At 71.9% G+C, this 21,458-nt stretch carries 20 protein-coding genes and 1 riboswitch; of the genes, 11 read left to right on the top strand and 9 right to left on the bottom strand.

The window, feature by feature from the left end:
• Nucleotides 1-9: 9 nt before the first annotated feature.
• A complete protein-coding gene (gene aroA / locus WN71_RS15150; protein ID WP_046586680.1) occupies nucleotides 10-1,350 on the bottom strand; it encodes a 3-phosphoshikimate 1-carboxyvinyltransferase in 1,341 nt (446 codons plus the stop codon).
• A gap of 331 nt (nucleotides 1,351-1,681) precedes the next feature.
• Nucleotides 1,682-2,404, bottom strand: a complete 723-nt coding sequence (locus tag WN71_RS15145) for a M50 family metallopeptidase (RefSeq protein WP_046586678.1) — start codon at nucleotides 2,402-2,404, stop codon at nucleotides 1,682-1,684.
• 107 nt (nucleotides 2,405-2,511) lie between these two features.
• Between WN71_RS15145 and WN71_RS15140 the strand changes: the two genes are divergently transcribed.
• The 10 genes from WN71_RS15140 (at nucleotide 2,512) to WN71_RS15095 (ending at nucleotide 13,009) form a co-directional block, all read left to right on the top strand.
• The gene (locus WN71_RS15140; protein WP_046586676.1) at nucleotides 2,512-3,336 is read left to right on the top strand and encodes an SOS response-associated peptidase; all 825 of its coding nucleotides are present in this window, start codon (nucleotides 2,512-2,514) and stop codon (nucleotides 3,334-3,336) included.
• Between the two features lie 10 nt (nucleotides 3,337-3,346).
• The gene (locus WN71_RS15135) at nucleotides 3,347-4,021 is read left to right on the top strand and encodes an alpha/beta hydrolase family protein (protein ID WP_046586699.1); all 675 of its coding nucleotides are present in this window, start codon (nucleotides 3,347-3,349) and stop codon (nucleotides 4,019-4,021) included.
• Nucleotides 4,022-4,277: 256 nt separating this feature from the next.
• Nucleotides 4,278-4,961: an RNA polymerase sigma factor SigR gene (sigR, locus tag WN71_RS15130; protein ID WP_046586674.1), complete on the top strand. Its 684-nt coding sequence runs from the start codon at nucleotides 4,278-4,280 to the stop codon at nucleotides 4,959-4,961.
• A complete protein-coding gene (gene rsrA, locus WN71_RS15125) occupies nucleotides 4,958-5,293 on the top strand; it encodes a mycothiol system anti-sigma-R factor (protein ID WP_046586671.1) in 336 nt (111 codons plus the stop codon). Before sigR ends, rsrA begins: the two co-directional genes overlap by 4 nt.
• Nucleotides 5,294-5,493: 200 nt before the next feature.
• Nucleotides 5,494-6,801: an HD-GYP domain-containing protein gene (locus WN71_RS15120; RefSeq protein WP_046586669.1), complete on the top strand. Its 1,308-nt coding sequence runs from the start codon at nucleotides 5,494-5,496 to the stop codon at nucleotides 6,799-6,801.
• Between the two features lie 356 nt (nucleotides 6,802-7,157).
• A complete protein-coding gene (locus tag WN71_RS15115; protein ID WP_420856502.1) occupies nucleotides 7,158-8,339 on the top strand; it encodes an HD-GYP domain-containing protein in 1,182 nt (393 codons plus the stop codon).
• A gap of 111 nt (nucleotides 8,340-8,450) precedes the next feature.
• Complete coding sequence (locus tag WN71_RS15110; protein WP_046586667.1) at nucleotides 8,451-9,431, top strand: tetratricopeptide repeat protein; 981 nt, start codon at nucleotides 8,451-8,453, stop codon at nucleotides 9,429-9,431.
• A gap of 126 nt (nucleotides 9,432-9,557) precedes the next feature.
• The gene (def, locus tag WN71_RS15105; protein ID WP_046586665.1) at nucleotides 9,558-10,208 is read left to right on the top strand and encodes a peptide deformylase; all 651 of its coding nucleotides are present in this window, start codon (nucleotides 9,558-9,560) and stop codon (nucleotides 10,206-10,208) included.
• A gap of 321 nt (nucleotides 10,209-10,529) precedes the next feature.
• Entirely contained in the window at nucleotides 10,530-11,615 is a 1,086-nt protein-coding gene (gene cyc1 / locus WN71_RS15100; protein WP_206300082.1) for an epi-isozizaene synthase, read from the top strand.
• Nucleotides 11,612-13,009, top strand: a complete 1,398-nt coding sequence (locus WN71_RS15095; protein ID WP_046586661.1) for a bifunctional albaflavenone monooxygenase/terpene synthase — start codon at nucleotides 11,612-11,614, stop codon at nucleotides 13,007-13,009. Before cyc1 ends, WN71_RS15095 begins: the two co-directional genes overlap by 4 nt.
• A gap of 73 nt (nucleotides 13,010-13,082) precedes the next feature.
• Here WN71_RS15095 and WN71_RS15090 read toward each other — a convergent pair whose 3' ends face one another.
• Nucleotides 13,083-14,048: a GlxA family transcriptional regulator gene (locus WN71_RS15090; protein WP_046586659.1), complete on the bottom strand. Its 966-nt coding sequence runs from the start codon at nucleotides 14,046-14,048 to the stop codon at nucleotides 13,083-13,085.
• 92 nt (nucleotides 14,049-14,140) lie between these two features.
• Here WN71_RS15090 and WN71_RS39815 point away from each other — a divergent pair, with 92 nt between their 5' ends.
• On the top strand, nucleotides 14,141-14,356 hold the full coding sequence (locus WN71_RS39815) for a hypothetical protein (RefSeq protein ID WP_079177874.1): 216 nt from the start codon (nucleotides 14,141-14,143) through the stop codon (nucleotides 14,354-14,356).
• Here WN71_RS39815 and WN71_RS15085 read toward each other — a convergent pair.
• The 6 genes from WN71_RS15085 to WN71_RS15060 all read right to left on the bottom strand — a co-directional run bounded on the left by WN71_RS15085 (nucleotide 14,269) and on the right by WN71_RS15060 (nucleotide 21,382).
• A complete protein-coding gene (locus WN71_RS15085) occupies nucleotides 14,269-15,225 on the bottom strand; it encodes a ribonucleotide-diphosphate reductase subunit beta (RefSeq protein ID WP_240529666.1) in 957 nt (318 codons plus the stop codon). The genes WN71_RS39815 and WN71_RS15085 overlap by 88 nt on opposite strands.
• A 56-nt stretch (nucleotides 15,226-15,281) precedes the next feature.
• Nucleotides 15,282-17,681 carry a ribonucleoside-diphosphate reductase subunit alpha gene (locus tag WN71_RS15080; protein ID WP_046586653.1) on the bottom strand — a complete coding sequence of 800 codons (2,400 nt, stop codon included), beginning with the start codon at nucleotides 17,679-17,681 and terminating at the stop codon, nucleotides 15,282-15,284.
• A 123-nt stretch (nucleotides 17,682-17,804) separates the two neighbouring features.
• A riboswitch (cobalamin riboswitch) is annotated at nucleotides 17,805-17,964 on the bottom strand.
• 22 nt (nucleotides 17,965-17,986) lie between these two features.
• Nucleotides 17,987-18,493: a GNAT family N-acetyltransferase gene (locus tag WN71_RS15075; RefSeq protein WP_046586652.1), complete on the bottom strand. Its 507-nt coding sequence runs from the start codon at nucleotides 18,491-18,493 to the stop codon at nucleotides 17,987-17,989.
• A 134-nt stretch (nucleotides 18,494-18,627) separates the two neighbouring features.
• The gene (mctP, locus tag WN71_RS15070; RefSeq protein WP_046586651.1) at nucleotides 18,628-20,238 is read right to left on the bottom strand and encodes a monocarboxylate uptake permease MctP; all 1,611 of its coding nucleotides are present in this window, start codon (nucleotides 20,236-20,238) and stop codon (nucleotides 18,628-18,630) included.
• The gene (locus WN71_RS15065) at nucleotides 20,235-20,504 is read right to left on the bottom strand and encodes a DUF3311 domain-containing protein (protein ID WP_079177873.1); all 270 of its coding nucleotides are present in this window, start codon (nucleotides 20,502-20,504) and stop codon (nucleotides 20,235-20,237) included. Before WN71_RS15065 ends, mctP begins: the two co-directional genes overlap by 4 nt.
• 113 nt (nucleotides 20,505-20,617) lie before the next feature.
• Entirely contained in the window at nucleotides 20,618-21,382 is a 765-nt protein-coding gene (locus WN71_RS15060; RefSeq protein WP_046586649.1) for a GntR family transcriptional regulator, read from the bottom strand.
• Between the last annotated feature and the right edge of the window lie 76 nt (nucleotides 21,383-21,458).

Here is a 21,458-nt window from a genome sequence, read left to right as displayed (position 1 = left end):
GCGTGTCCCCTACGCCCCGAGCATCCCGGTCCACAGGTCGGGGAAGTCCGGGAGGGTCTTCGCCGTGGTCGCCACGTTCTCGATCTGCACGCCCTCGACCAGCAGGCCGATGATCGCGCCGGCCGTCGCCATGCGGTGGTCCTCGTAGGTGTGGAAGACACCGCCGTGCAGCCGGCGCGGGCGGATGTGCAGCCCGTCGGAGGTCTCCGTCACGTCACCGCCGAGCTCGTTGATCTCCTTGGTGAGCGCGGCCAGCCGGTCCGTCTCGTGCAGCCGCAGGTGCGCCACGCCGCGCAGGGTCGAGGGGGAGTCCGCGAGGGCCGCGACGGCCGCGATGCCCGGGGTCAGCTCGCCGACCTCACCGAGGTCCACGTCGATCCCGTGGATGGCACCCGAACCGGTGAACTCCAGTCCGTACTCGGTGAGTTCGCAGGAGCCACCCATCTCGGTGAAGATCTCCCGCAGCCGGTCGCCCGGCTGGGTGGTGCGGGCCGGCCAGTCCGGGATGAGCACCTTGCCGCCGGTGACCAGGGCGGCCGCGAGGAAGGGCTGCGCGTTCGACAGGTCCGGCTCGATGGTCAGGTCCCGGCCCAGCAGCGCGCCCGGGGTGACCCGCCACACGTTGGGCTCGCCGCCCGACTCCGGCGTGTCCACCTGGGCGCCCACCGCGCGCAGCATGTCCACGGTCATCCGGATGTGCGGCAGGGACGGCAGCGAGGAGCCGACGTGCCGGACCTCGACGCCCTGGTTGTAGCGGGGGCCGGACAGCAGCAGGGCGCTGACGAACTGCGACGAGGACGAGGCGTCGATCGAGACCGGGCCACCGTCCAGGGCGCCGCCGCCGTGCACGGTCAGCGGCAGCGCGCCCCGGCCGTCGTCGTCGATCCGGGCGCCGAGCACGCGCAGCGCGTCGATCACACCGTTCAGGGGGCGCTCGTACGACCGCGGGTCGCCGTCGAAACGGATCGGGCCGTCGGCCAGCGCGGCGACGGGCGGCAGGAAGCGCATCACCGTGCCGGCGTTGCCGACGTCGACGGTGGCCGGGCCGTGCAGGCCGGTCGGCAGCACCCGCCAGGCCTCGCCCGCGCGGTCGGGGCCGGTCGCCGGGGAGGAGCTGGACGAGACCGTCTCCTCGATCTCGACGCCCATCGCGCGCAGCGCGCCGGCCATCAGCAGGGTGTCGCGGGAGCGCAGCGGGCGGCGCAGCCAGCCGGGCTCGGAGGCGAGGGCGGCCAGCACCAGCGCGCGGTTGGTGACCGACTTGGACCCGGGCACGTGGACCGTCGCGTCGACGGCTCCGCTCGCGTGCGGGGCGGGCCAGAGGGCGGTTTCTGCGGTGTTCGGGGCCATGGGTTCACTCTATAAGGAGGGGCGGAGGGCGGCCGTCGTCCGGAGGGGGGTGCGTGGTGGCTGCCCGTACCGGTCTCCGCGCCCCCCGGCGAGCCGGTCGCACCTCGTGCACCGGATGCACCTGACGCACTCCATGCACCTCCGGTCACACGGCCGTACGACCGGACCGCGCGGTCGTGCCCTCATGTCGTACGACCGGACCGCGCGGCCGTGCCGTGCCCACACGCCGCACTTCCGGACCGCGCGGCCGTCCCGTGCCTCGACGCCGTACGACCGGACCGCGCGCCCGTCCGTGCCTCGACGCCGTACGACCGGACCGCGCGGCCCGTCGTCACAGCGTCAGGAGCCAGCGGCCTCCGCCGATCAGTGAGCACAGCGACACCGCGTGGAAGAGGAACAGCCACAGGCCCGCCGGGACGTGCGTCAGCCGGGCCAGCTGGTCCGCGTCGGAGTCGCCCGCCCCGCCGCGCCTGCGCTTCGCCTGGAGCTCGAACGCCGGGCGCACCCCGCCGATCAGCAGGAACCACACCACCGCGTAGGCGAACGCGGCCTGCACCTGAGGACCCGCCAGCCACGACACGAGCAGGAAGGTGCCGCCGGTGACGATCACGGTCAGGGCGCCGTAGGCGTTGCGGATCATCACCAGCATGGCCACCAGCAGGGCCGTCGCCGCCCACAGCAGCAGCGTGATGCGGCCGGCCGCCAGCAGCGCCGCGCCGCCGAGGCCGAGCAGCGGGGGAGCGGTGTAGCCGGCGGCCGCCGTCAGGATCATGCCGACGCCGTACGGTTTGCCGCGGCTGACGGTCAGGCCGCTGGTGTCGGAGTGCAGGCGTATGCCGGTGAGGGTGCGTCCGGAGACCAGCGCGACCAGGCCGTGGCCGCCCTCGTGCGCGATGGTGATGGCGTTGCGGGAGACCCGCCACACCGTGTGCGGGACGACCGCGACGACCGCGGCGACCAGTGTGGCGAGCACCACCCACAGGTCGGGGTCGGTCTGCGTGCCGGAGAGACGGTCCCAGAGGTCGGGCAGCGCGGTGGCGGCGAGGCTGTCCATGTTCGGCGGTGGCTCCCTCGGGTGGATCGGAGACGGGGTCGGCGTGGGGCGCCGTACGGTCCGGGGCTGGTGGTCGGGTGACCGGTGGGCCTGGCAGTGTGGCACGTATGTGCGGACGGTATGCAGCGAGTCGCAGGCCCGAGGATCTCGCAGGAGTCTTTGAAATCGAGAAGCTCGAACCCTCACAGCCCTTGGAGTCCTGGGCGCCCGACTACAACGTGGCCCCGACCAAGGAGGTCCATGTCGTTCTCGACCGTCCTGTGAAGGACGCGGGCGACCCGCGGCCGGTTCGGCAGCTGCGCACGCTGAAGTGGGGTCTCGTGCCGTCCTGGGCCACGTCGCCCGAGGGTGCGGCCCGGATGATCAACGCGCGCGCCGAGACGGTCGCCGAGAAGCCGTCGTACCGCCGCGCGTTCTCCGCCCGGCGCTGCATCGTCCCCGCCGACGGCTACTACGAGTGGGTCACCGGCACGCAGGAGCGGGACCTCGAGGTCGAGGGGAGGCGGAAGCGGTCGCGCAAGCAGCCGTACTTCGTGCTCCCGGCGGACGGCTCGGTCTTCGCTATGGCCGGTCTGTACGAGTTCTGGCGCGACCGGACGCTCCCCGACGACCATCCGGGGGCCTGGTGGGTGACCTGCTCGGTGATCACCACGGAGGCCGAGACGACCCCGCTGGCCGTCGCGCCCGCCGAGGGGCCGCGCTCGCTCGCCGACATCCACCCGCGGATGCCGCTGATGCTCACACCGGACCGCTGGGACTCCTGGCTGGACCCCGCCCGCACCAACCCCGACGAGCTGGGCGAGCTGCTGACCCCGCCGCCCGCCGGGCTGATGCGCGCCTACCCCGTCTCCACGGCCGTCAGCAACGTCCGCAACAACGGCCCGGAGCTGCTGAAGGAGCTGGAGGGGCCCGAGGAGGGCACACTCTTCTGACGTGACGCACGTGACACATGAGAAGCCCGAGCCCCCCGAACGCCCCGATCCCGGCGCGACCACGCAGACCGTCGAGACCGACGCCGGCACCGCCCGCGTCACCTGGCACCGGGCGCCCCGGGCGCGGGCCGTCCTCGCGGTCTCCCACGGCGCGGGCGGCGGCATCGAGGCCCGGGACCTGCGGGCGCTGGCCGCGGTCCTGCCCGCGCACGGGCTGACCGTGGCCCTCGTCGAGCAGCCCTGGCGGGTCGCGGGCAAGAAGGTGGCGCCTGCGCCGAAGACCCTCGACGTCGGCTGGCGGGGCCTGTGGCCGGCGCTCGCGGCGGAAGGCCTGCCGGTGATCTCCGGCGGCCGCAGCGCCGGCGCCCGGGTCGCCTGCCGCACCGCCGCCGAACTGGGCGCCGCCGCCGTGCTGGCGCTGAGCTTCCCGCTGCACCCGCCGGGCAAGCCCGAGCGGTCCCGCGCGCCGGAGCTGCTCGGGGCCGGGGTGCCCACCCTCGTCGTGCAGGGCGCCAAGGACCCGTTCGGCAGGCCGGAGGAGTTCCCCGAGGGGACGTACGACCTCGTCGAAGTGCCGTACGGCGACCACGGGTTCGCCGTGCCGAAGCGGGCCGGCATCACCCAGGAGGCCGCGCTCGAACTGATCACCGACCGGGTGGTCCAGTGGGCAGGGTCACTGGTGTAGGGGGCGGGAATGTGGCGGGACGGAACTCTGTTGTGACGGACAGAAGTGCTCGATCAGCAGCACCGACGTCGTGGGAGAGGAAGTCCGCCGCATGGGTTCGACAATGTGCCCGAGCCGCAGCAGCCGCGCCGACCTGGACTGGACGGTGCTGCACGCGGCGAAGGCTGCCCCTATTCGAGCGGCGGCAGGTAGGGATCGTGTTCTATCCTCCGATTCGAGTGGGATCGGTTTTGGTCCTGCCCGGAACTTTGAGGAGGTGGGTCCGGTCACTGGGACCGACGCAGGGACCGATCACGGCCAGGCGGAGCAGCCCGAGGGCCAGGGCACGGGTGCGGAGTCGAACGCGGAGCGCACCGCGCGCTTCGAGCGGGACGCGCTCGAATTCCTCGACCAGATGTACTCCGCCGCGCTGCGCATGACGCGCAACCCGGCGGACGCCGAGGACCTCGTGCAGGAGACGTACGCCAAGGCGTACGCGTCCTTCCACCAGTTCCGCGAAGGCACCAACCTCAAGGCGTGGCTCTACCGGATCCTCACCAACACCTTCATCAACTCGTACCGCAAGAAGCAGCGCGAACCCCAGCGCAGTGCGGCCGAGGAGATCGAGGACTGGCAGCTGGCGCGCGCCGAGTCGCACATGTCCACCGGTCTGCGCTCCGCCGAGTCGCAGGCGCTGGACCACCTGCCGGACTCGGACGTGAAGGAAGCTCTCCAGGCCATCCCCGAGGAATTCCGCATCGCCGTGTATCTCGCCGACGTAGAGGGCTTTGCGTACAAGGAGATCGCGGACATCATGGGGACACCCATCGGTACGGTGATGTCCCGGCTGCACCGGGGCCGCCGTCAACTGCGCGGCATGCTCGAGGACTACGCCCGTGAACGCGGACTGGTCCCGGCCGGCGCCGGAGAGTCGAACGAAGCGAAAGGCTCGGGCTCATGAGCTGCGGAGAGCCGCACGAGACGGATTGCAGCGAGGTACTCGACCATCTCTACGAGTTCCTCGACAGCGAGATGCCGGCCGTGGATCGCGGCAAGTTCGAGCAGCACTTCAAGGAGTGCTCCCCCTGCCTCGAGAAGTACGGCCTCGAGGAAGCGGTGAAGAAGCTGGTCAAGCGGTGCTGCGGCCATGACGACGTGCCGACGGACCTGCGCGCCAAGGTCATGGGCCGCCTGGAGCTGATCCGCTCCGGCCAGCCCACGCCCGACCACGACGTGACGCAGACACCGAAGGACACGGCCACGGCCCCGACGAGGGCCGCGCAGGAGTCCTGACGCCCGTCGCCGCCCGGCGGGAGTCCTGAAGCCCATTGCCCCCTTGCGGGAATCATGACGTTCGGGTGATGAACCGCGTGAGCACGAACGCTCGCGCCGTTTATCACCCGAACGTGCTAATCCGCGGACTTCCGTCCCGCTCGCCCCTCCCTCCGCCCTAGGCTCCGGAGCCTGGACAGGCATGATCGGGGGAGGATGCGATGGAGGAGGTCCCGGCACGGGCCCGCGCGTACGTAGCCGGTGTCGCCCTCGTCGCCCTGGTCCTCGTACGGCCGCCGCACGGGTTGGGGACCGTCCCCTGGTGGGCCGTCGGTCTGCTCGCCGCGGTCTACGCCGGGAGCGAGCACCTCGCCCGGCGGCGCTTCGCCGGCACCTGTTACCCCGTGCTGCTCGCCGGGGCCTTCCTGCTCTCGCCGCCCGCCGCCGCGCTCGTCCCGCTGCCGGGCGCCCTGCTGTCCACCGGCGGACCGCGGCCCACCCCGCTGCGCCGCGTCTGGCGCGCGGCCGAACTCGCCCTCGCCGTCTGGGTGGCGGCGCAGGTGCACACGGCCCTGGGCGGCCACGGCGCCCTGAGAGCCACCGACTTCCCCTTCGCGCTGCTGCCCGCCCTCGCCGCGGTCGCCGCCTTCTGTCTCGTACTCGCCCTGCTCGACGGCGGCATCCTCGCGGCCGCCGAACACACGCCGCCGCGCCGGGCCTGGCGCGGGCTGTTCCTGCGCTCGGTCGCCCCGGTGGGGGTGCACGGGCTCGCCGGGCTGATGATGGCCGTGCTGTGGCGCAGCCCCTACGGCCCCCTGTCGGCGCTGCTCGTGCTGCTGCCGATGGGCGTGTCCTGGTGGGTGTTCGCCCAGTACCACCGGGAGCGCGCCGCCCATCAGGCCACCATCCGGGCGCTGGTGCAGGCCGTCGACATCAAGGACGGCTACACGCGCGGGCACAGCGAACGCGTCGGCCAGGCGTCCATGATGATCGCGCGCGAACTGGGCATGGACGAGGACCGCGTCGAGGTGCTGCGGTTCGCGGGGATCCTGCATGACGTCGGCAAACTCGGCGTCCCCACCCGCCTGTTGCGCAAGGACGGCCCGCTCACCCCCGAGGAGCGGCGGGTGATCGAGCTGCATCCCGAGTACGGCCACGAGATCGTGCGCGGGATCGGCTTCCTGGGCCAGGCCCGCGCGGCGATCCTGCACCACCACGAGCGGCTCGACGGCAGCGGCTACCCCTACGGCCTCAAGGGCGCGCAGATCCCCGAGTGCGCGCGGGTGGTGGCGGTCGCCGACGCCTTCGACGCGATGACGTCCACGCGCTCCTACCGCCGGGCCAGACCGGTCGCGGCCGCGCTCGACGAACTGGAGCGGTGCGCGGGCGCGCAGTTCGACCCGCTCATGGTGCGCGCGCTGGTGCGGGCGCTGGCCAGGGACGGCTGGCACCCCGTGGTCACCGCCGAGGAGGCTCCCCGCACCGCGTCCGGCGTGCCCGCCGCCGGTGCCCAGCAGGCCGGCCGGTGACCGCGCCCCGGCCCGGCCTCGGGGCGAGCGCGCGCCCCGCGCACGGCGCGCACCGGGTCCCGTCGGGCGCCGGTACCGCCCTCCGCGACGCGGCCTGGCGCACCGCCTTCTCGCTGGCCGGCCTGCTGCGGACGCGTACCGCCTCGACCGCCTCGACCGCCTCGGCCGCCTCGGCCGCCTCGGCCGCCTCGACCGGTTCGACCGCCTCGGCCGCCTCGACCGGTTCGGCTGCCTCGACCGGTACGGGCACCGGCACCGGCCGCCCCGGCATCGGCCGGACCCGTTCCGCCCGCACCCGCCCCGTCGCCGTCCCCGGCCCCCGCGTCACCGCCCCCCGTTCGATCCACACCGCCGCCCTGTTCGTCGCGTGTGCCGCGCTGGCCCACACCTTCTGGACCGGGCTCGACGGGCGCCACGCGGCGCTGGCCTTCGGCGTGCTGGTGGCCGTCGGCGAACTGAGCCGCTGGACCGGCGCCGCCGTGCGCGAGGCCGCGCCGCTCGGCACCGCGGCCGCGCTGTCGTACGCACTCCTCGGTGACGGCGCGGGCGGCGCGGGACAGGTCGTCGCGGTCGTCGCCGCGGCCTCGCTGCTCGGCTGCGTGCCGCACATCGCGCAGGGGCGCAGCCCGGTCCGCGACCACCTCGCGCGCCGCGTGCTGACCGTGGCGTTCGCCGCGCTGTGCTTCCAGTCCCTGTCCCGGCAGGGGGTGTTCCGGCAGTGGCACGGTCCGGGGCATGTGCTGCTCGTGCTCGCGGTGCTGGCGCTGACCGCCCTGTGCGACGCCGTACTGGCCGCCGCGCTCGCGCACGCCCGCAGCGGCTGGCCGTTCGGACCGCGGCTGCGCGAGGAGTTGCGGGCGCTGCCCGGCATCGGGTCCGCGGTCGGCGCGACGGGGGCGGTGATGGCGCTGGCCGTGACCGTGGTCGGGCTGTGGGCGCTGCCCGTGTTCTCGCTGCCCCTGCTCCTCACCCATCTCTCCTTCCAGAGGTACGCGGCGGTGCGCTCCACCTACCGGCAGACCATCGCGTCCCTCGCGCGGGCCACCGAGATCGCCGGGTACACCCCGGCCGGGCACGCCCACCGGGTCGCCGCGCTCAGCCGGGCGGTGGGCCGGGACCTCGGCCTGACCTGGGCGGAGCTGACCGTTCTGGAGTACGCGGCGCTGATGCACGACATCGGGCAGCTCAGCCTGGTGGACCCGGTGCCCGCGGGCGCCACGGCCGGGCTGCCGGCCGCCGAGCAGCGCCGCATCGCCCTGCTCGGCGGCGCCGTCGTACGGCAGACCGGGGTGGACGCGGCCGTCGCCGTGGTCGTCGAGCGGCAGGCCGACCCCTGTCCGGAGCAGCCGGTCGCGGCCCGGATCGTGCGGGCCGTGAACGCGTACGAGGAGATGGCGCGCGACGCCGGGCCCGGTGGACCGCTGCGCGCGCTGGAGGAACTTCGGCTGGGCACGGCCGGTGACTACGCCCCCGAGGTCGTGGAAGCCTTGGCCCGGGTACTCTCCCGGGACTGTCTGGCCACGGCCCCGGCTGGGTAACCCATGGGTAATGAGCGCCCCTCCAGGCGTACGTGGTTGGATGCGAGGGAGAGGGTGTCCGGGGGCACTGGCCAGCCCACTCCGAGGAACTGGAACTGGCAGGCGGGAATCGTGAGGATCTTCGGCAAGGGACGGCACCGGCCCTCCGCCTCCTGGCGGCAGGCCACCGATCGCGCCTTCACGCTGATCGGTGACGGCCGGTACGAGGACGCGGGAGCCCTGCTGACCCGCGCCGCCGATCTGGAGCCCTGGCTGTCGGAGTCCTGGTTCAACCTCGCGCTGCTGCACAAGTTCCGGCACGACTGGGAGCAGGCGCGCACCGCGGGCCTCAGGGCCGTGGCCCTGCTCGACCGCGAGACCGGGGCGCCCGACTGGTGGAACGTCGGCATCGCGGCCACCGCGCTCCAGGACTGGCCGCTGGCCCGCCGCGCCTGGCAGGCGTACGGCCTCCAGGTGCCCGGCGGCGCGACCGCCGCCGGGGAGCCCGTGGGCATGGACCTGGGCAGCGCCGCCGTACGGCTGTCGCCGGAGGGCGAGGCCGAGGTGGTGTGGGGGCGGCGCCTGGACCCGGCCCGGATAGAGGTGCTGTCGATCCCGCTGCCGTCGTCCGGGCGGCGCTGGGGCGAGGTCGTGCTGCACGACGGCGTCCCGCACGGCGAGCGCACCACGGCCGCGGGCCACTCCTACCCGGTCTTCGACGAGATCGAGCTGTGGGCGCCGTCCCCGGTGCCCACCTGGGTGGTGCTGCTGGAGGCCGCCTCGGAGGACGACCGGGACGCGCTGGAGCAGCTGGCCGCCGACGCCGGGTTCGCCGCGGAGGACTGGTCGTCCTCGGTGCGGCTGCTGTGCCGGATGTGCTCGGAGTCGCGGATGCCGTCCGACGAGGGCGACGGGGTGCATCTCGACCCGCACGACCACAGCGAGCCGGGGCATCCGGGGCCGCTCGGGCACCGGACGGACGGACAGCTGTGGGTGCCGGAGCGCGAGTGCGGGGTGGCTGCGCCGGCCTCGCTGGTTCGGGGGTTGCTGGACGGGTGGGTCGCCGACAGCCCCGATTCCCGGGATTGGCGGGATCTCGAAGAGGTCTGTTGAGGCCGGTGGGGCGCCGCGGGCCGTGCGCGGTCGCCCGCGCAGTTCCCCGCGCCCCTGGCAGGTGGATCCCCGTACCCTGTATCAGCAACATCACCCCTGTTTTACCTAGGAAGGCATACGTCGGTCATGGCGCAGCAGGACACCGATCAGCAGCACGCGGGCGTGCTTCCCGTGGACGACGAGGGCTTCGTCATCGACACCGAGGACACGGAGGAGCGCGAGAACGCCTGGCACGACCGCGGCACCTCGCGGCCCATCACCGTCGTCGGCAACCCGGTGCTGCACAAGGAGTGCAAGGACGTCACGGAGTTCGGCGACGAGCTGGACCAGCTGGTGGCGGACATGTTCGCCAGCCAGCGCACCGCCGAGGGCGTCGGCCTCGCCGCGAACCAGATCGGTGTCGACCTGAAGGTCTTCGTCTACGACTGCCAGGACGACGAGGGCAAGCGCCATGTCGGCGTGGTCTGCAACCCGAAGCTGGTCGAACTGCCCGCCGAGCAGCGCCGGCTCGACGACAGCAACGAGGGCTGCCTGTCCGTGCCGACCGCGTACGCGCCGCTGGCCCGCCCGGACTACGCCGAGGTGACCGGGCAGGACGAGCGGGGCAACCCGATCAAGGTCCGGGGCACCGGTTACTTCTCGCGCTGCCTCCAGCACGAGACCGACCACCTCTACGGCTACCTGTACATCGACCGGCTCTCCAAGCGGGAGCGCAAGGACGCGCTGCGGCAGATGGCCGAGAACGAGCCGCGCTACCCCGTGGTCGCCAACGACTGACCCCGCCCGAGCCCGCCCCGCGCGGCGCCTCGCGCATCGACGGCGTCCGATCAGGCCTTCGGCCGGTCGGGCGCCGTTCGCGTGTGCCGCCCGCCTCTCAGCCCTCCCTTCCTTCGGGCATTTGATCCAGTGTTCTGGTGTGCTGATCCAAATTCGGTCAGGCAAGAGGAGATTCTCGGCACCATGCGATAGTTCATCAGGCAAATGGATTCCCAGAACGGTCAGTTGTGGTGCTGAATGGAGGGAGCGGGGATACGCAACGGCGCACGCCCGGCACGGCGGAGGGGTGTGCGCGCCCTGGCGGCTGAGAGGGGTTCGTCCGTGCCAGCTTTCCCGTACAGCACCGTGCCCGCCCGAGCGGTGACGGCCGTTCCACCGGCTCTCGCGTTACCGGTGATCGAGACGGCGTTTCCCCGGCGACTGCATCCGTATTGGCCCCGGCTCCAGGACAGGACCCGCCTGTGGCTGCTCGAAAAGCGGCTCATGCCGGCGGACAAGGTTGCCGAATATGCCGATGGACTGTGCTACACCGATCTGATGGCGGGCTACTACATCGGAGCCCCCGACGAGGTGCTCCAGGCCATAGCCGACTACAGCGCGTGGTTCTTCGTCTGGGACGACCGCCACGACCGTGACATCGTCCATGACCGGCCCGCAGCCTGGCGGCGGCTGCGCTTCCGGCTGCACACGGCGCTCGACGCGCCCCAGCAGCATCTACGGCACCAGGACCCGCTGGTCGCCGGCCTCGCGGACAGCGTGCTGCGGCTGTTCTCGTTCCTCCCGGACACCTGGAACGAGCGCTTCACCCGGCACTTCCACACGGTGATCGAGGCCTACGACCAGGAGTTCACCAATCGCACCGAGGGAATCGTCCCCGGTGTCGATGAATATCTGCGGCTGCGCCGGCTCACCTTCGCGCACTGGATATGGACGGATCTGCTGGAGCCGAGCGCGGGACTCGAACTTCCGGCGGCCGTGCGGAACAACGTGAAATACCGGCGGGCCGCCCTGCTGAGCCAGGAATTCGCCGCCTGGTACAACGACCTCTGTTCGCTTCCCAAGGAATTGGCGGGCGACGAGGTGCACAATCTCGGAATCAGTCTCGTCGTCCATCACGGGCTCACTCTGGAACAGGCGATCAGCGAATTACGTACACGCGTCCTGGAATGCATCGAGCAGTTTGTCGAAGCGGAACGGGCCGCCCTGCGGTTCGCCGACGGACTGGCCGACGGAACGGTGCGCGGAAAAGAGCTGAGCGCCGCCGTGCGGGCCTGTGTCACGAATATGCGCAACTGGTTCAGCTCGGTCTACTGGTTCCACCACGAGTCCGGCCGGTACCGCGTCGACAGCTGGGAGGACCGGTCCACGCCCCCGTACGTCAGCAACGAAGCGGCAGGTGAGAAATGACCGTCGAGACCACCCACGGGACCACGCACGGGACGACCCCGGGGACCCCGCCCCGCACCGCGGCGGAGCTGCGTGAGCCGCCCCTCGCCGGCGGCGGAGTGCCGTTCCTCGGCCACGGCCCGAAGCTGATCCGCGACCCGCTCGCCTTCATGGCACAACTGCGCGACCACGGCGAGGTCGTACGGCTGAAACTGGGTCCCAAGACGGTGTACGCCGTCACCACCCCCGAACTCACCGGGGCGCTGGCCCTCAGCGGCGACTACAAGATCGACGGGCCGCTGTGGGAGTCCCTGGAGGGGCTGCTCGGCAAGGAGGGCGTCGCCACCGCCAACGGGCCCCGCCACCGGCGTCAGCGGCGCACCATCCAGCCCGCCTTCCGGCTGGACGCCATCCCCGCCTACGGGCCCGTGATGGAGGAGGAGACGCACGGGCTGACCGAGCGCTGGCGGTCGATGGAGACGGTCGACTGCACCGCCGAGTCCTTCCGGGTCGCGGTGCGCATCGCGGCCCGCTGCCTGCTGCGCGGCGACTGCATGGACGAGCGCGCCGAACGGCTGAGTGCCGCCCTCGCGACCGTCTTCCGGGGCATGTACCGGCGCATGGTGGTGCCGCTGGGGCCGCTGTACCGGCTGCCGCTGCCCGCCAACCGGTCCTTCGGCCGGGCGCTGGCCGATCTGCATCTCCTGGTCGACGAGATCGTGGCCGAACGGCGTGCTTCCGGCCGAAAGCCGGACGATTTGCTGACCGCATTGCTGGCGGCCGAGGACGAAAAGGGTGACCCCATCGGGGAACAGGAGATCCACGACCAGGTCGTCGCGATAGTCACCCCCGGAAGCGAAACCGTCGCGTCCACGATCATGTGGCTCCTCCAGGTCCTCGCCGAACACCCGGAACACGCGGACCGGGTGCGCGCCGAGGTCGAATCCGTCACCGGCGGGCGCCCGGTGGCATTCGAGGACGTGCGCCGGCTGCGGCACACCAACAATGTCGTCGTGGAGGCGATGCGGTTGCGGCCGGCCGTTTGGATATTGACGCGGCGGGCGGTGCGCGACACGGAACTCGGTGGCTATCGCATTCCGGCCGGGGCCGACATCGTCTACAGCCCCTACGCCATCCAACGCGACGCCCGTTCCTATGCGGACAACCTCACGTTCGACCCGGACCGCTGGCTGCCGGAACGCGTGAAGTCGGTCCCGAAACACGCCATGAGCCCCTTCAGCACGGGCAACCGGAAGTGCCCCAGCGACCACTTCTCCATGGCGCAGCTGACCCTGATCACCGCCGCGGTGGCGAGCGCGTTCCGCCTGGAGCAGGTCGCCGGGTCGAACGACGCGACGCGGGTGGGCATCACGCTCCGCCCGCACCGGCTGCTGGTACGGCCGGTGCCGAGGTGACGCCCGGGGCCTGGGCGGCAGCCGGGCCGGCCGGGGTGCCGCCCCCGGCCGCACCGGTGACAGCGGCGCGCGCTCAGGCCGCCCGCGGTCCCCGGAACGTGCGCCGGTAGGCGTTCGGCGTGGTGCCCAGCGTCGCGGCGAACTGGTGCCGCAGCGCGGCCGCCGTGCCGAACCCCGACCGCCAGGCGATCGCGTCCACCGTCTCGTCCGTGCCCTCCAGCAACTGCTGTGCCAGCAGCACGCGTTGGCGCAGGATCCAGCGGTAGGGCGTGGTGCCGGTCTCCTGCTGGAAGCGGCGCGCGAAGGTGCGCGGCGACATGTGGGCGCGGGCCGCCAGCTGCTCGACGGTCACCTCCTGGTCGAGGTGCGCTTCCATCCAGGTCAGCACCTCGCCGACGGTGTCGCAGGAGCCGCGCGGCAGCGGCCGCTCGATGTACTGGGCCTGGCCGCCGTCGCGGTGCGGCGGCACCACCATGCGCCGGGCGATCCGCGCCGCGACCTCCGGGCCCTGCTCCTTGCGGACGATGTGCAGACAGGCGTCGATCCCGGCGGCGGTGCCCGCGGAGGTGATCACCGGGTCCTCGTCGACGTAGAGCACGTCCGGTTCGACGACCGCGCGCGGATACTTCCGGGCCAGCAGCTCGGCGTGGCGCCAGTGCACCGCGCAGCGGCGCCCGTCCAGCAGCCCCGCGGCGCCCAGCACGAAGACGCCGGAGCAGACGCTGAGCACCCGGGTGCCGCGGTCCACGGCCCGGCGCAGCGCGTCGAGCAGCTCCGGCGGATGCTCGCGCAGGACGTTGGCGTCGGAGGCCGGCACGGCGATCAGGTCGGCCTCCTCCAGCCGCTCCAGGCCGTAGGAGGTCGAGACGGTGAAGCCCTGGACATGGGTGCCGAGGGTGGGGCCCTCGGCCGACGCGACGGCGAAGTCGTAGGCGGGCAGGCCCTCGTCGGTGCGGTCGATGCCGAACACCTCGCACACCACGCCGAGTTCGAAGGGATGCACGCCGTCGAGCAGCACGGCCACCACGTTCTTCAGCATGGGTCCAGTGTGCCTCGGTACTGGCAGCAATTCGAGGGTCTACGGCAGTCCTGCCACTGTCAGGAGTGTCCGCCGAGGACGACAGTTACAGCATGAACGCATTCACCGGATACGCCGCCGTCCTGGTCGTCCTCGCCGTCGTCGCCGGTCCGGCGCTCGCGTGGTTGCTGCGCGAGCGCCGGATCGACCGCAGGCTGCGGCAGGCGCTGCCCGAGACGGCTCAGAAGTCCTCGTCCAGGTCGACCGTGCCCTCGACCGCCACCTGGTACGCCGACGGGCGCCGCTCGAAGAAGTTGGTCAGCTCCTGAACGCCCTGGAGCTCCATGAAGGAGAACGGGTTCTCCGAGCCGTACACCGGGGCGAAGCCGAGGCGGGCCAGCCGCTGGTCGGCGACGCACTCCAGGTACTGCCGCATGGAGTCGGTGTTCATGCCGGGCAGGCCGTCACCGCACAGGTCGCGCGCGAACTGGAGCTCGGCCTCGACGGCCTCCTCGAGCATGTCGGTGACCTGCCGGCCCAGCTCGTCGTCGAAGAGGTCGGGCTCCTCCTTGCGGACGGTGTCCACCACCTCGAAGGCGAAGCTCATGTGCATGGTCTCGTCGCGGAACACCCAGTTGGTGCCGGTGGCGAGGCCGTGCAGCAGGCCCCGGCTGCGGAACCAGTAGACGTACGCGAAGGCGCCGTAGAAGAACAGGCCCTCGATGCACGCGGCGAAGCAGATGAGGTTGAGCAGGAAGCGCCGGCGGTCCGCCTTGGTCTCCAGGCGGTCCAGCTTCTCCACCGAGTCCATCCAGCGGAAGCAGAACGCGGCCTTCTCGCGGATCGAGGGGATGCTCTCCACCGCCGCGAACGCGGCCGTGCGGTCCTCCGGGTCGGGCAGATAGGTGTCCAGCAGGGTCAGATAGAACTGGACGTGCACGGCCTCCTCGAACAGCTGGCGCGACAGGTACAGCCGCGCCTCGGGGGAGTTGATGTGCTTGTACAGCGTCAGCACCAGGTTGTTCGCGACGATCGAGTCGCCGGTCGCGAAGAACGCCACCAGCCGGCCGATCAGATGCTGCTCGCCGGCGCTGAGCTTCGCGAGGTCGGCGACGTCGGAGTGGAGGTCGACCTCCTCGACCGTCCACGTGTTCTTGATCGCGTCCCGGTAGCGCTCGTAGAAGTCCGGGTAGCGCATGGGGCGCAGGGTCAGCTCGAAGCCCGGGTCGAGCAGGTTGGTGTTACGGGGGGTGCTCACTGGCAGGCCTCGCAGGACTCGGGGTTCTCAAGGGAGCAGGCGACCGCGTCGGGGTCGGCGGCCTGCTGGACGGGGACGGTCCGCCGGACGGGGGCGGTCTGCTGCGCCTGCGCGGCGCGGGCGATGCGGGTCGCCGGGCGGGAGCGCAGGTAGTACGTCGTCTTCAGGCCCTGCTTCCAGGCGTACGCGTACATCGAGGAGAGCTTGCCGATGGTCGGCGTCTCCAGGAACAGGTTCAGCGACTGCGCCTGGTCCAGGTACGGGGTGCGGGCGGCGGCCATGTCGATCAGACCGCGCTGCGGGATCTCCCACGCGGTCCGGTACAGCCGGCGCACGTCCTCGGGGATCCACGCGAAGTCCTGCACCGAGCCGCTGGAGTCGCGCAGCGCCTCACGGGTGCGCGCGTCCCACACGCCGAGCCGCTTCAGGTCGTCCACCAGGTAGGAGTTGACCTGGAGGAACTCGCCCGACAGCGTCTCGCGCTTGAACAGGTTGGAGACCTGCGGCTCGATGCACTCGTACGCGCCGACGATGGAGGCGATGGTCGCGGTGGGCGCGATGGCCAGCAGCAGCGAGTTGCGCATCCCGGTCCGCGCGATCCGCTCCCGCAGTGCCGCCCAGCGCTCCGGCCAGGTGAACTCGACGCCGTAGTGGTCGGGGTGGAGCACACCGCGCGCGGTGCGGGTGTTCTCCCAGGCGGGAAGCGGGCCGTTCCGCTCGGCGAGGTCGGCGGAGGCCTCGTACGCGGCGAGCATGATCCGCTCGGCGATCCGCGTCGACAGGGCGCGCGCCTCGGGCGAGTCGAACGGCAGCCGCAACTTGAAGAACACGTCCTGGAGGCCCATGGCACCGAGGCCGACCGGGCGCCAGCGGGCGTTGGAGCGGCCCGCCTGCTCGGTCGGGTAGAAGTTGATGTCGACGACCCGGTCCAGGAAGGTGACCGCGGTGCGCACGGTCGCGTCGAGCCGCTCCCAGTCGATGTCGCCGGAGGCCGTGTCGACGAAGGCGCCCAGGTTGACCGAGCCGAGGTTGCAGACCGCCGTCTCCCCGTCGTCGGTGACCTCCAGGATCTCCGTGCACAGGTTGGAGGAGTGCACGACATGGCCGGGCAGCGCCGTCTGGTTGGCGGTGCGGTTGGCGGCGTCCTTGAAGGTCATCCAGCCGTTGCCGGTCTGCGCGAGGGTGCGCATCATCCGGCCGTACAGCTCGCGCGCGGGCATCGACTTCTTCGCCAGGCCCGCCGCCTCGGCCCTGCGGTAGGCGGCGTCGAACTCCTCGCCCCACAGGTCGACCAGCTCGGGCACGTCGGACGGCGAGAACAGCGACCACGGCCCGTCGGTGTCGACGCGGCGCATGAACTCGTCGGGGATCCAGTGCGCGAGGTTCAGGTTGTGCGTGCGGCGGGCGTCCTCGCCGGTGTTGTCGCGCAGTTCGAGGAACTCCTCGATGTCCGCGTGCCAGGTCTCCAGGTAGACCGCGGCGGCGCCCTTGCGCCGGCCGCCCTGGTTCACCGCGGCGACCGAGGCGTCCAGCGTCTTCAGGAACGGGACGATGCCGTTGGAGTGCCCGTTGGTGCCGCGGATCAGCGAACCCCGGGCGCGGATGCGGGAGTACGACAGACCGATGCCGCCGGCGTGCTTGGAGAGGCGGGCGACCTGGTGGTAGCGGTCGTAGATGGAGTCCAGCTCGTCCTGCGGGGAGTCGAGCAGGTAGCAGGACGACATCTGGGGGTGGCGCGTACCGGAGTTGAAGAGCGTGGGGGAGGACGGCAGGTAGTCGAGGCGGCTCATCAGCCGGTACAGCGAGGCGACTTCGTCCACCGCGCGCGCCGTGTCGTCCTCGGCCAGGCCGCTCGCGACCCGCAGCAGGAAGTGCTGGGGGGTCTCGACGACCTTGCGGGTGTGCGGGTGGCGCAGCAGGTAGCGGCTGTGCAGGGTGCGCAGCCCGAAGTAGCCGAAGCGGTCGTCGCCCGCGGGGTCGACCAGCGCGTCCAGGCGGGCCGCGTGGGTCGCCACGAAGTCGGCGGTGCGGTCGGCGACGAGGCCCTCGCGATGGCCCACGGCCACCGACCCGGTGAACGTCGTCACGCCCTGCGAGGCCGCCTCGGCGCGGATGGAGACGGCCAGCAGCCTGGCCGCGAGCCGGGAGTACGCGGGGTCCTCGGAGATCAGGCCCGCGGCCGCCTCCGTGGCCAGCTCCCGCAGCTCCGCCTCGTCCGCGCGGGCCGACCGGCCGCGCAGCGCGGCGGCGGCCACCCGGCCGGGGTCGGTGGCGGGCAGGTCGGCGGTCAGCTCGGTCAGGGTCCGCAGCAGCGCGGCACCGGGACCGTCGGTCTCCACCGGGGCCGCCTCGGTCGCCGCGGTGGCTGAAGCCGGGTCGGCTGGCGCGATGGTCACGTGGGGCACTCCCTCGCTCGGCACGGGGCCTGGCGGAGGGCAGGGGGCAGCACACGAGCGCGCACGGCGTCGCGTCCACCGGCCCACTCCACGAGGCCCGGACGTCGTCCGCCCGGACCGGTTCGGCCGGGCGTGCTGTCGGCAGGTCCTCGGACTGACGCCCCATACGTGCGCGAACACGCTGGGGTACACCGTTGCGGGACAGTTCCGGATTCGCACCGGATTCCCCTGCGACGACAGCGAGCATGAGCATACATCTTGTGCCGCCCGCGCGCGCCACCCCTAGATGTTGTGTCGCGGCCGTGTCAGAGCGTCAACTCGTAGGTGAGGAGAGTGATGTCGTCGAGCTCCGGCAGGGGGTTCCAGTCCCGCTCCGGGGTGCGGACGAAGCCCGCGCGTTCGTAGATCCGGTGGGCGGAGCGCATGGCGCGCTGGGTCGACAGCACGACGCGCACGCAGCCCTCGACGGCCCGCGCCCGCTCCACGCAGGCCCGCACCAGCGCCTCGCCCGCGCCCCGGCCGCGCGCCTCCCGGGCCACCGCCAGCATCCGTATCTCGGCCTCCCCGGCGCCCGCGATGTCGGCCATCGGGCCGCCGGCCGGCACGAAGGTCACCCCGCCGAGCACCACCCCGTCCGCGACCGCGACCAGCACGTCGGACGCGGCGGCGCGCCCCGCCACGTCCCGCAGCTCGCCGAGGTAGGAGTCGGCCGCCCCGAAGTCCAGCAGCCCGTCGCCGAGATACGCCTGCGCGGTGATCTCCCCGAGCGTCTCGTACTCGCCGGGCACCGCCCGCCTGATCACGATGTCCATGCGGTCGAGTGTGCCGCAGGGGCACGACAACGGGCCGCCCGATGCGTACGGGGAGCCGCCCGACCTTCCGTGGGCACGACAACGGGCCGCCGGTTCCTCCCGGCGGCCCGCTGCCGAACCCGTGAGCGGTGTCCCTACGGCGCGCTCTGCGCCGTGGCCGGCGGCAGCTCCACCTCCACGTCCGGGTCGCCCGCGTCCGCCGTGTAGTCGGCCGGGCGCGTCTCGTCGGTGCCGTCGGGGGCGCCCACCGCCCGCAGCACGAAGGTGGCGGCCACCGCGACCACCACGTTCAGCACGAAGGCCGTCAGACCGATGTAGCCGATCTCCCCGATGCCGGGGATCTCCTTCGACGAGCCGCCGAAGTGCGCCTGCGTGGGCGAGGCGACGCCGTACGCCGCGACCGTGCCGTAGGCCATGCCGACCGCCCAGCCCGCGATCAGCGCCCAGCGGTGGAACCACCGGGTGAACAGCCCGCCGACCAGGGCCGGGAAGGTCTGGAGGATCCAGATCCCGCCCAGCAGCTGGTAGTTGATGGCCACGGTCCTGTCCATGGTCAGCACGAAGACCAGCGCGCCCGCCTTCACCACCAGGGAGACGATCTTGGAGACCTTGGTCTCCTGCGCGGGTGTCGCGTCCGGCTTGATGAAGTCCTTGTAGATGTTGCGGGTGAACAGGTTCGCCGCCGCGATGGACATGATCGCCGCCGGGACCAGCGCGCCGATGCCGATCGCCGCGAAGGCCACGCCCGCGAACCAGTCGGGGAACATGTCCTCGAAGAGCTGCGGGATCGCCAGCTGCCCGTTGGTGACCTTCACGCCCGCCGCGATGGCCATGAACCCGAGCAGCGCCAGCAGCCCGAGCATCAGCGAGTACAGCGGCAGGATCGTGGTGTTGCGGCGGATCACGTCCCGGCTGCGGGAGGAGAGCGTCGCGGTGATCGAGTGCGGATACATGAACAGGGCCAGCGCCGAACCCAGCGCCAGGGTGGCGTACGTCCACTGGCCCGCCGGGGCCGGCACCAGGCCGCCCGCGCCCGCCGCCGTGAACTTGGCGCTCGCCTTGGCGAAGATGTCGTCGAAACCGCCGAGCTTGATCGGGATGTAGATGATCGCGACCGCTATCACGATGTAGATCAGCGCGTCCTTCACGAACGCGATCAGCGCGGGCGCGCGCAGCCCGGAGGAGTAGGTGTACGCGGCCAGCACGGCGAACGCGATCAGCAGCGGCAGGTCCTTCACGAACCCGTTGGCGTGCGCGCCGCCGCCCACGCCCATCACGTCGAGGACCGCCTGGATGCCGACGAGCTGGAGCGCGATGTACGGCATCGTCGCGAGGATGCCGGTCAGCGCCACCACCAGCGACAGGCCCTTGGAGCCGTAGCGGCCGCGGACGAAGTCCGACGTGGTGACGTAGCCGTGCCGGTGCGACACCGACCACAGCCGTGGCAGGAAGAGGAAGATCAGCGGATACACGAGGATCGTGTACGGCACGGCGAAGAAGCCCGCCGCGCCCGCCGCGTAGATCGCCGCCGGCACGGCGACGAAGGTGTACGCCGTGTAGAGGTCGCCGCCGAGCAGGAACCAGGTGACCCAGGTCCCGAACGACCGTCCGCCCAGGCCCCATTCGTCGAGGGTGTGCTCGGTCTCGGCCTTGCGCCACCGGGCGGCCCAGAAGCCCAGCACGGTGACGGCGAGGAAGAAGAAGACGAAGACGCCGAGCGCGACGCCGTTGACACCGGTCTTCACCGCGCCCCACCCCCGTCCCGGACGGTGCGCGTGCGGCGGTCGTACTGCCACAGCCGGTAGGCGAGCACGGTGAGTCCGGTCGACAGCAGCACCCAGAGCATCTGGTACCAGTAGAAGAACGGCATCCCGATGAACGTGGGGTCGGTCCGGGCGTACGAGTCGACCCACAGCAACGCCACGAACGGCGCGACCAGGCAGAGCGCGATGACCACACGGACCGGCGTCACCACCGGTTCTGGCTCTCTCACTTCAGGCGTATCGGACATGACCCGACTCCGTCCCTCGTTGATCACCTATGTCATGCGCAGGCAATGTAGGGGACGGTCTCCGTCGAGTGGAAGACCGCGTTCGCAGTCGGGACGAAAACGCTTCCTTCGGCTCAGTCCTGCGGCCGCTTCAGGCGCGCCACGAACTTGTAGCGGTCGCCCCGGTAGACCGAGCGCACCCACTCCACCGGCTGCCCGTCGCGGTCCAGCGAGTGACGGGAGAGCATCAGCATCGGCAGGCCCACGTCGGTGCCGAGCAGCCCGGCCTCGCGCGGGGTGGCCAGCGAGGTCTCGATGGTCTCCTCGGCCTCGGCGAGATGGACGTCGTAGACCTCGGCCAGGGCCGTGTAGAGGGAGGTGTACTTCACCAGCGAACGGCGCAGCGCGGGGAAGCGCTTGGCGGACAGGTGGGTGGTCTCGATCGCCATGGGCTCCGCGTTGGCCATGCGCAGCCGCTCGATCCGCAGCACCCGTCCGCCCGCCGTTATGTCGAGCAGTCCGGCGAGCCGGTCGTCGGCGGTGATGTAGCCGATGTCCAGCAGCTGGGAGGTGGGTTCGAGGCCCTGGGCGCGCATGTCCTCGGTGTAGGACGTGAGTTGGAGCGCCTGGGAGACCTTGGGCTTGGCGACGAAGGTGCCCTTGCCCTGGATCCGTTCGAGCCGGCCCTCGACGACCAGCTCCTGGAGGGCCTGGCGCACGGTCGTGCGCGAGGTGTCGAACTCGGCGGCCAGCGTGCGCTCGGGCGGGACGGGCGTGCCCGGGGACTGCGTCTCCGTCATTTCGAGCAGGTGCTTCTTCAAGCGGTAGTACTTGGGCACACGCGCGGTGCGGACGGTCGTCCCACCCTCGTTCTCCGCACTGCTGACCTCGGTGCTCATGCTCCGCCTTCCGGCTCCGGGTGCCGATGCGGCCGACAAGCCCGTCGGCCACGGCTCACATCGTGGCACGGCCCGC

Source organism: Streptomyces mangrovisoli (assembly GCF_000974985.2).
GTDB lineage: Bacteria > Actinomycetota > Actinomycetes > Streptomycetales > Streptomycetaceae > Streptomyces > Streptomyces mangrovisoli.
Note: the sequence above shows the minus strand (reverse complement) of the source record. Positions and strands in the feature narration are given on the sequence as shown.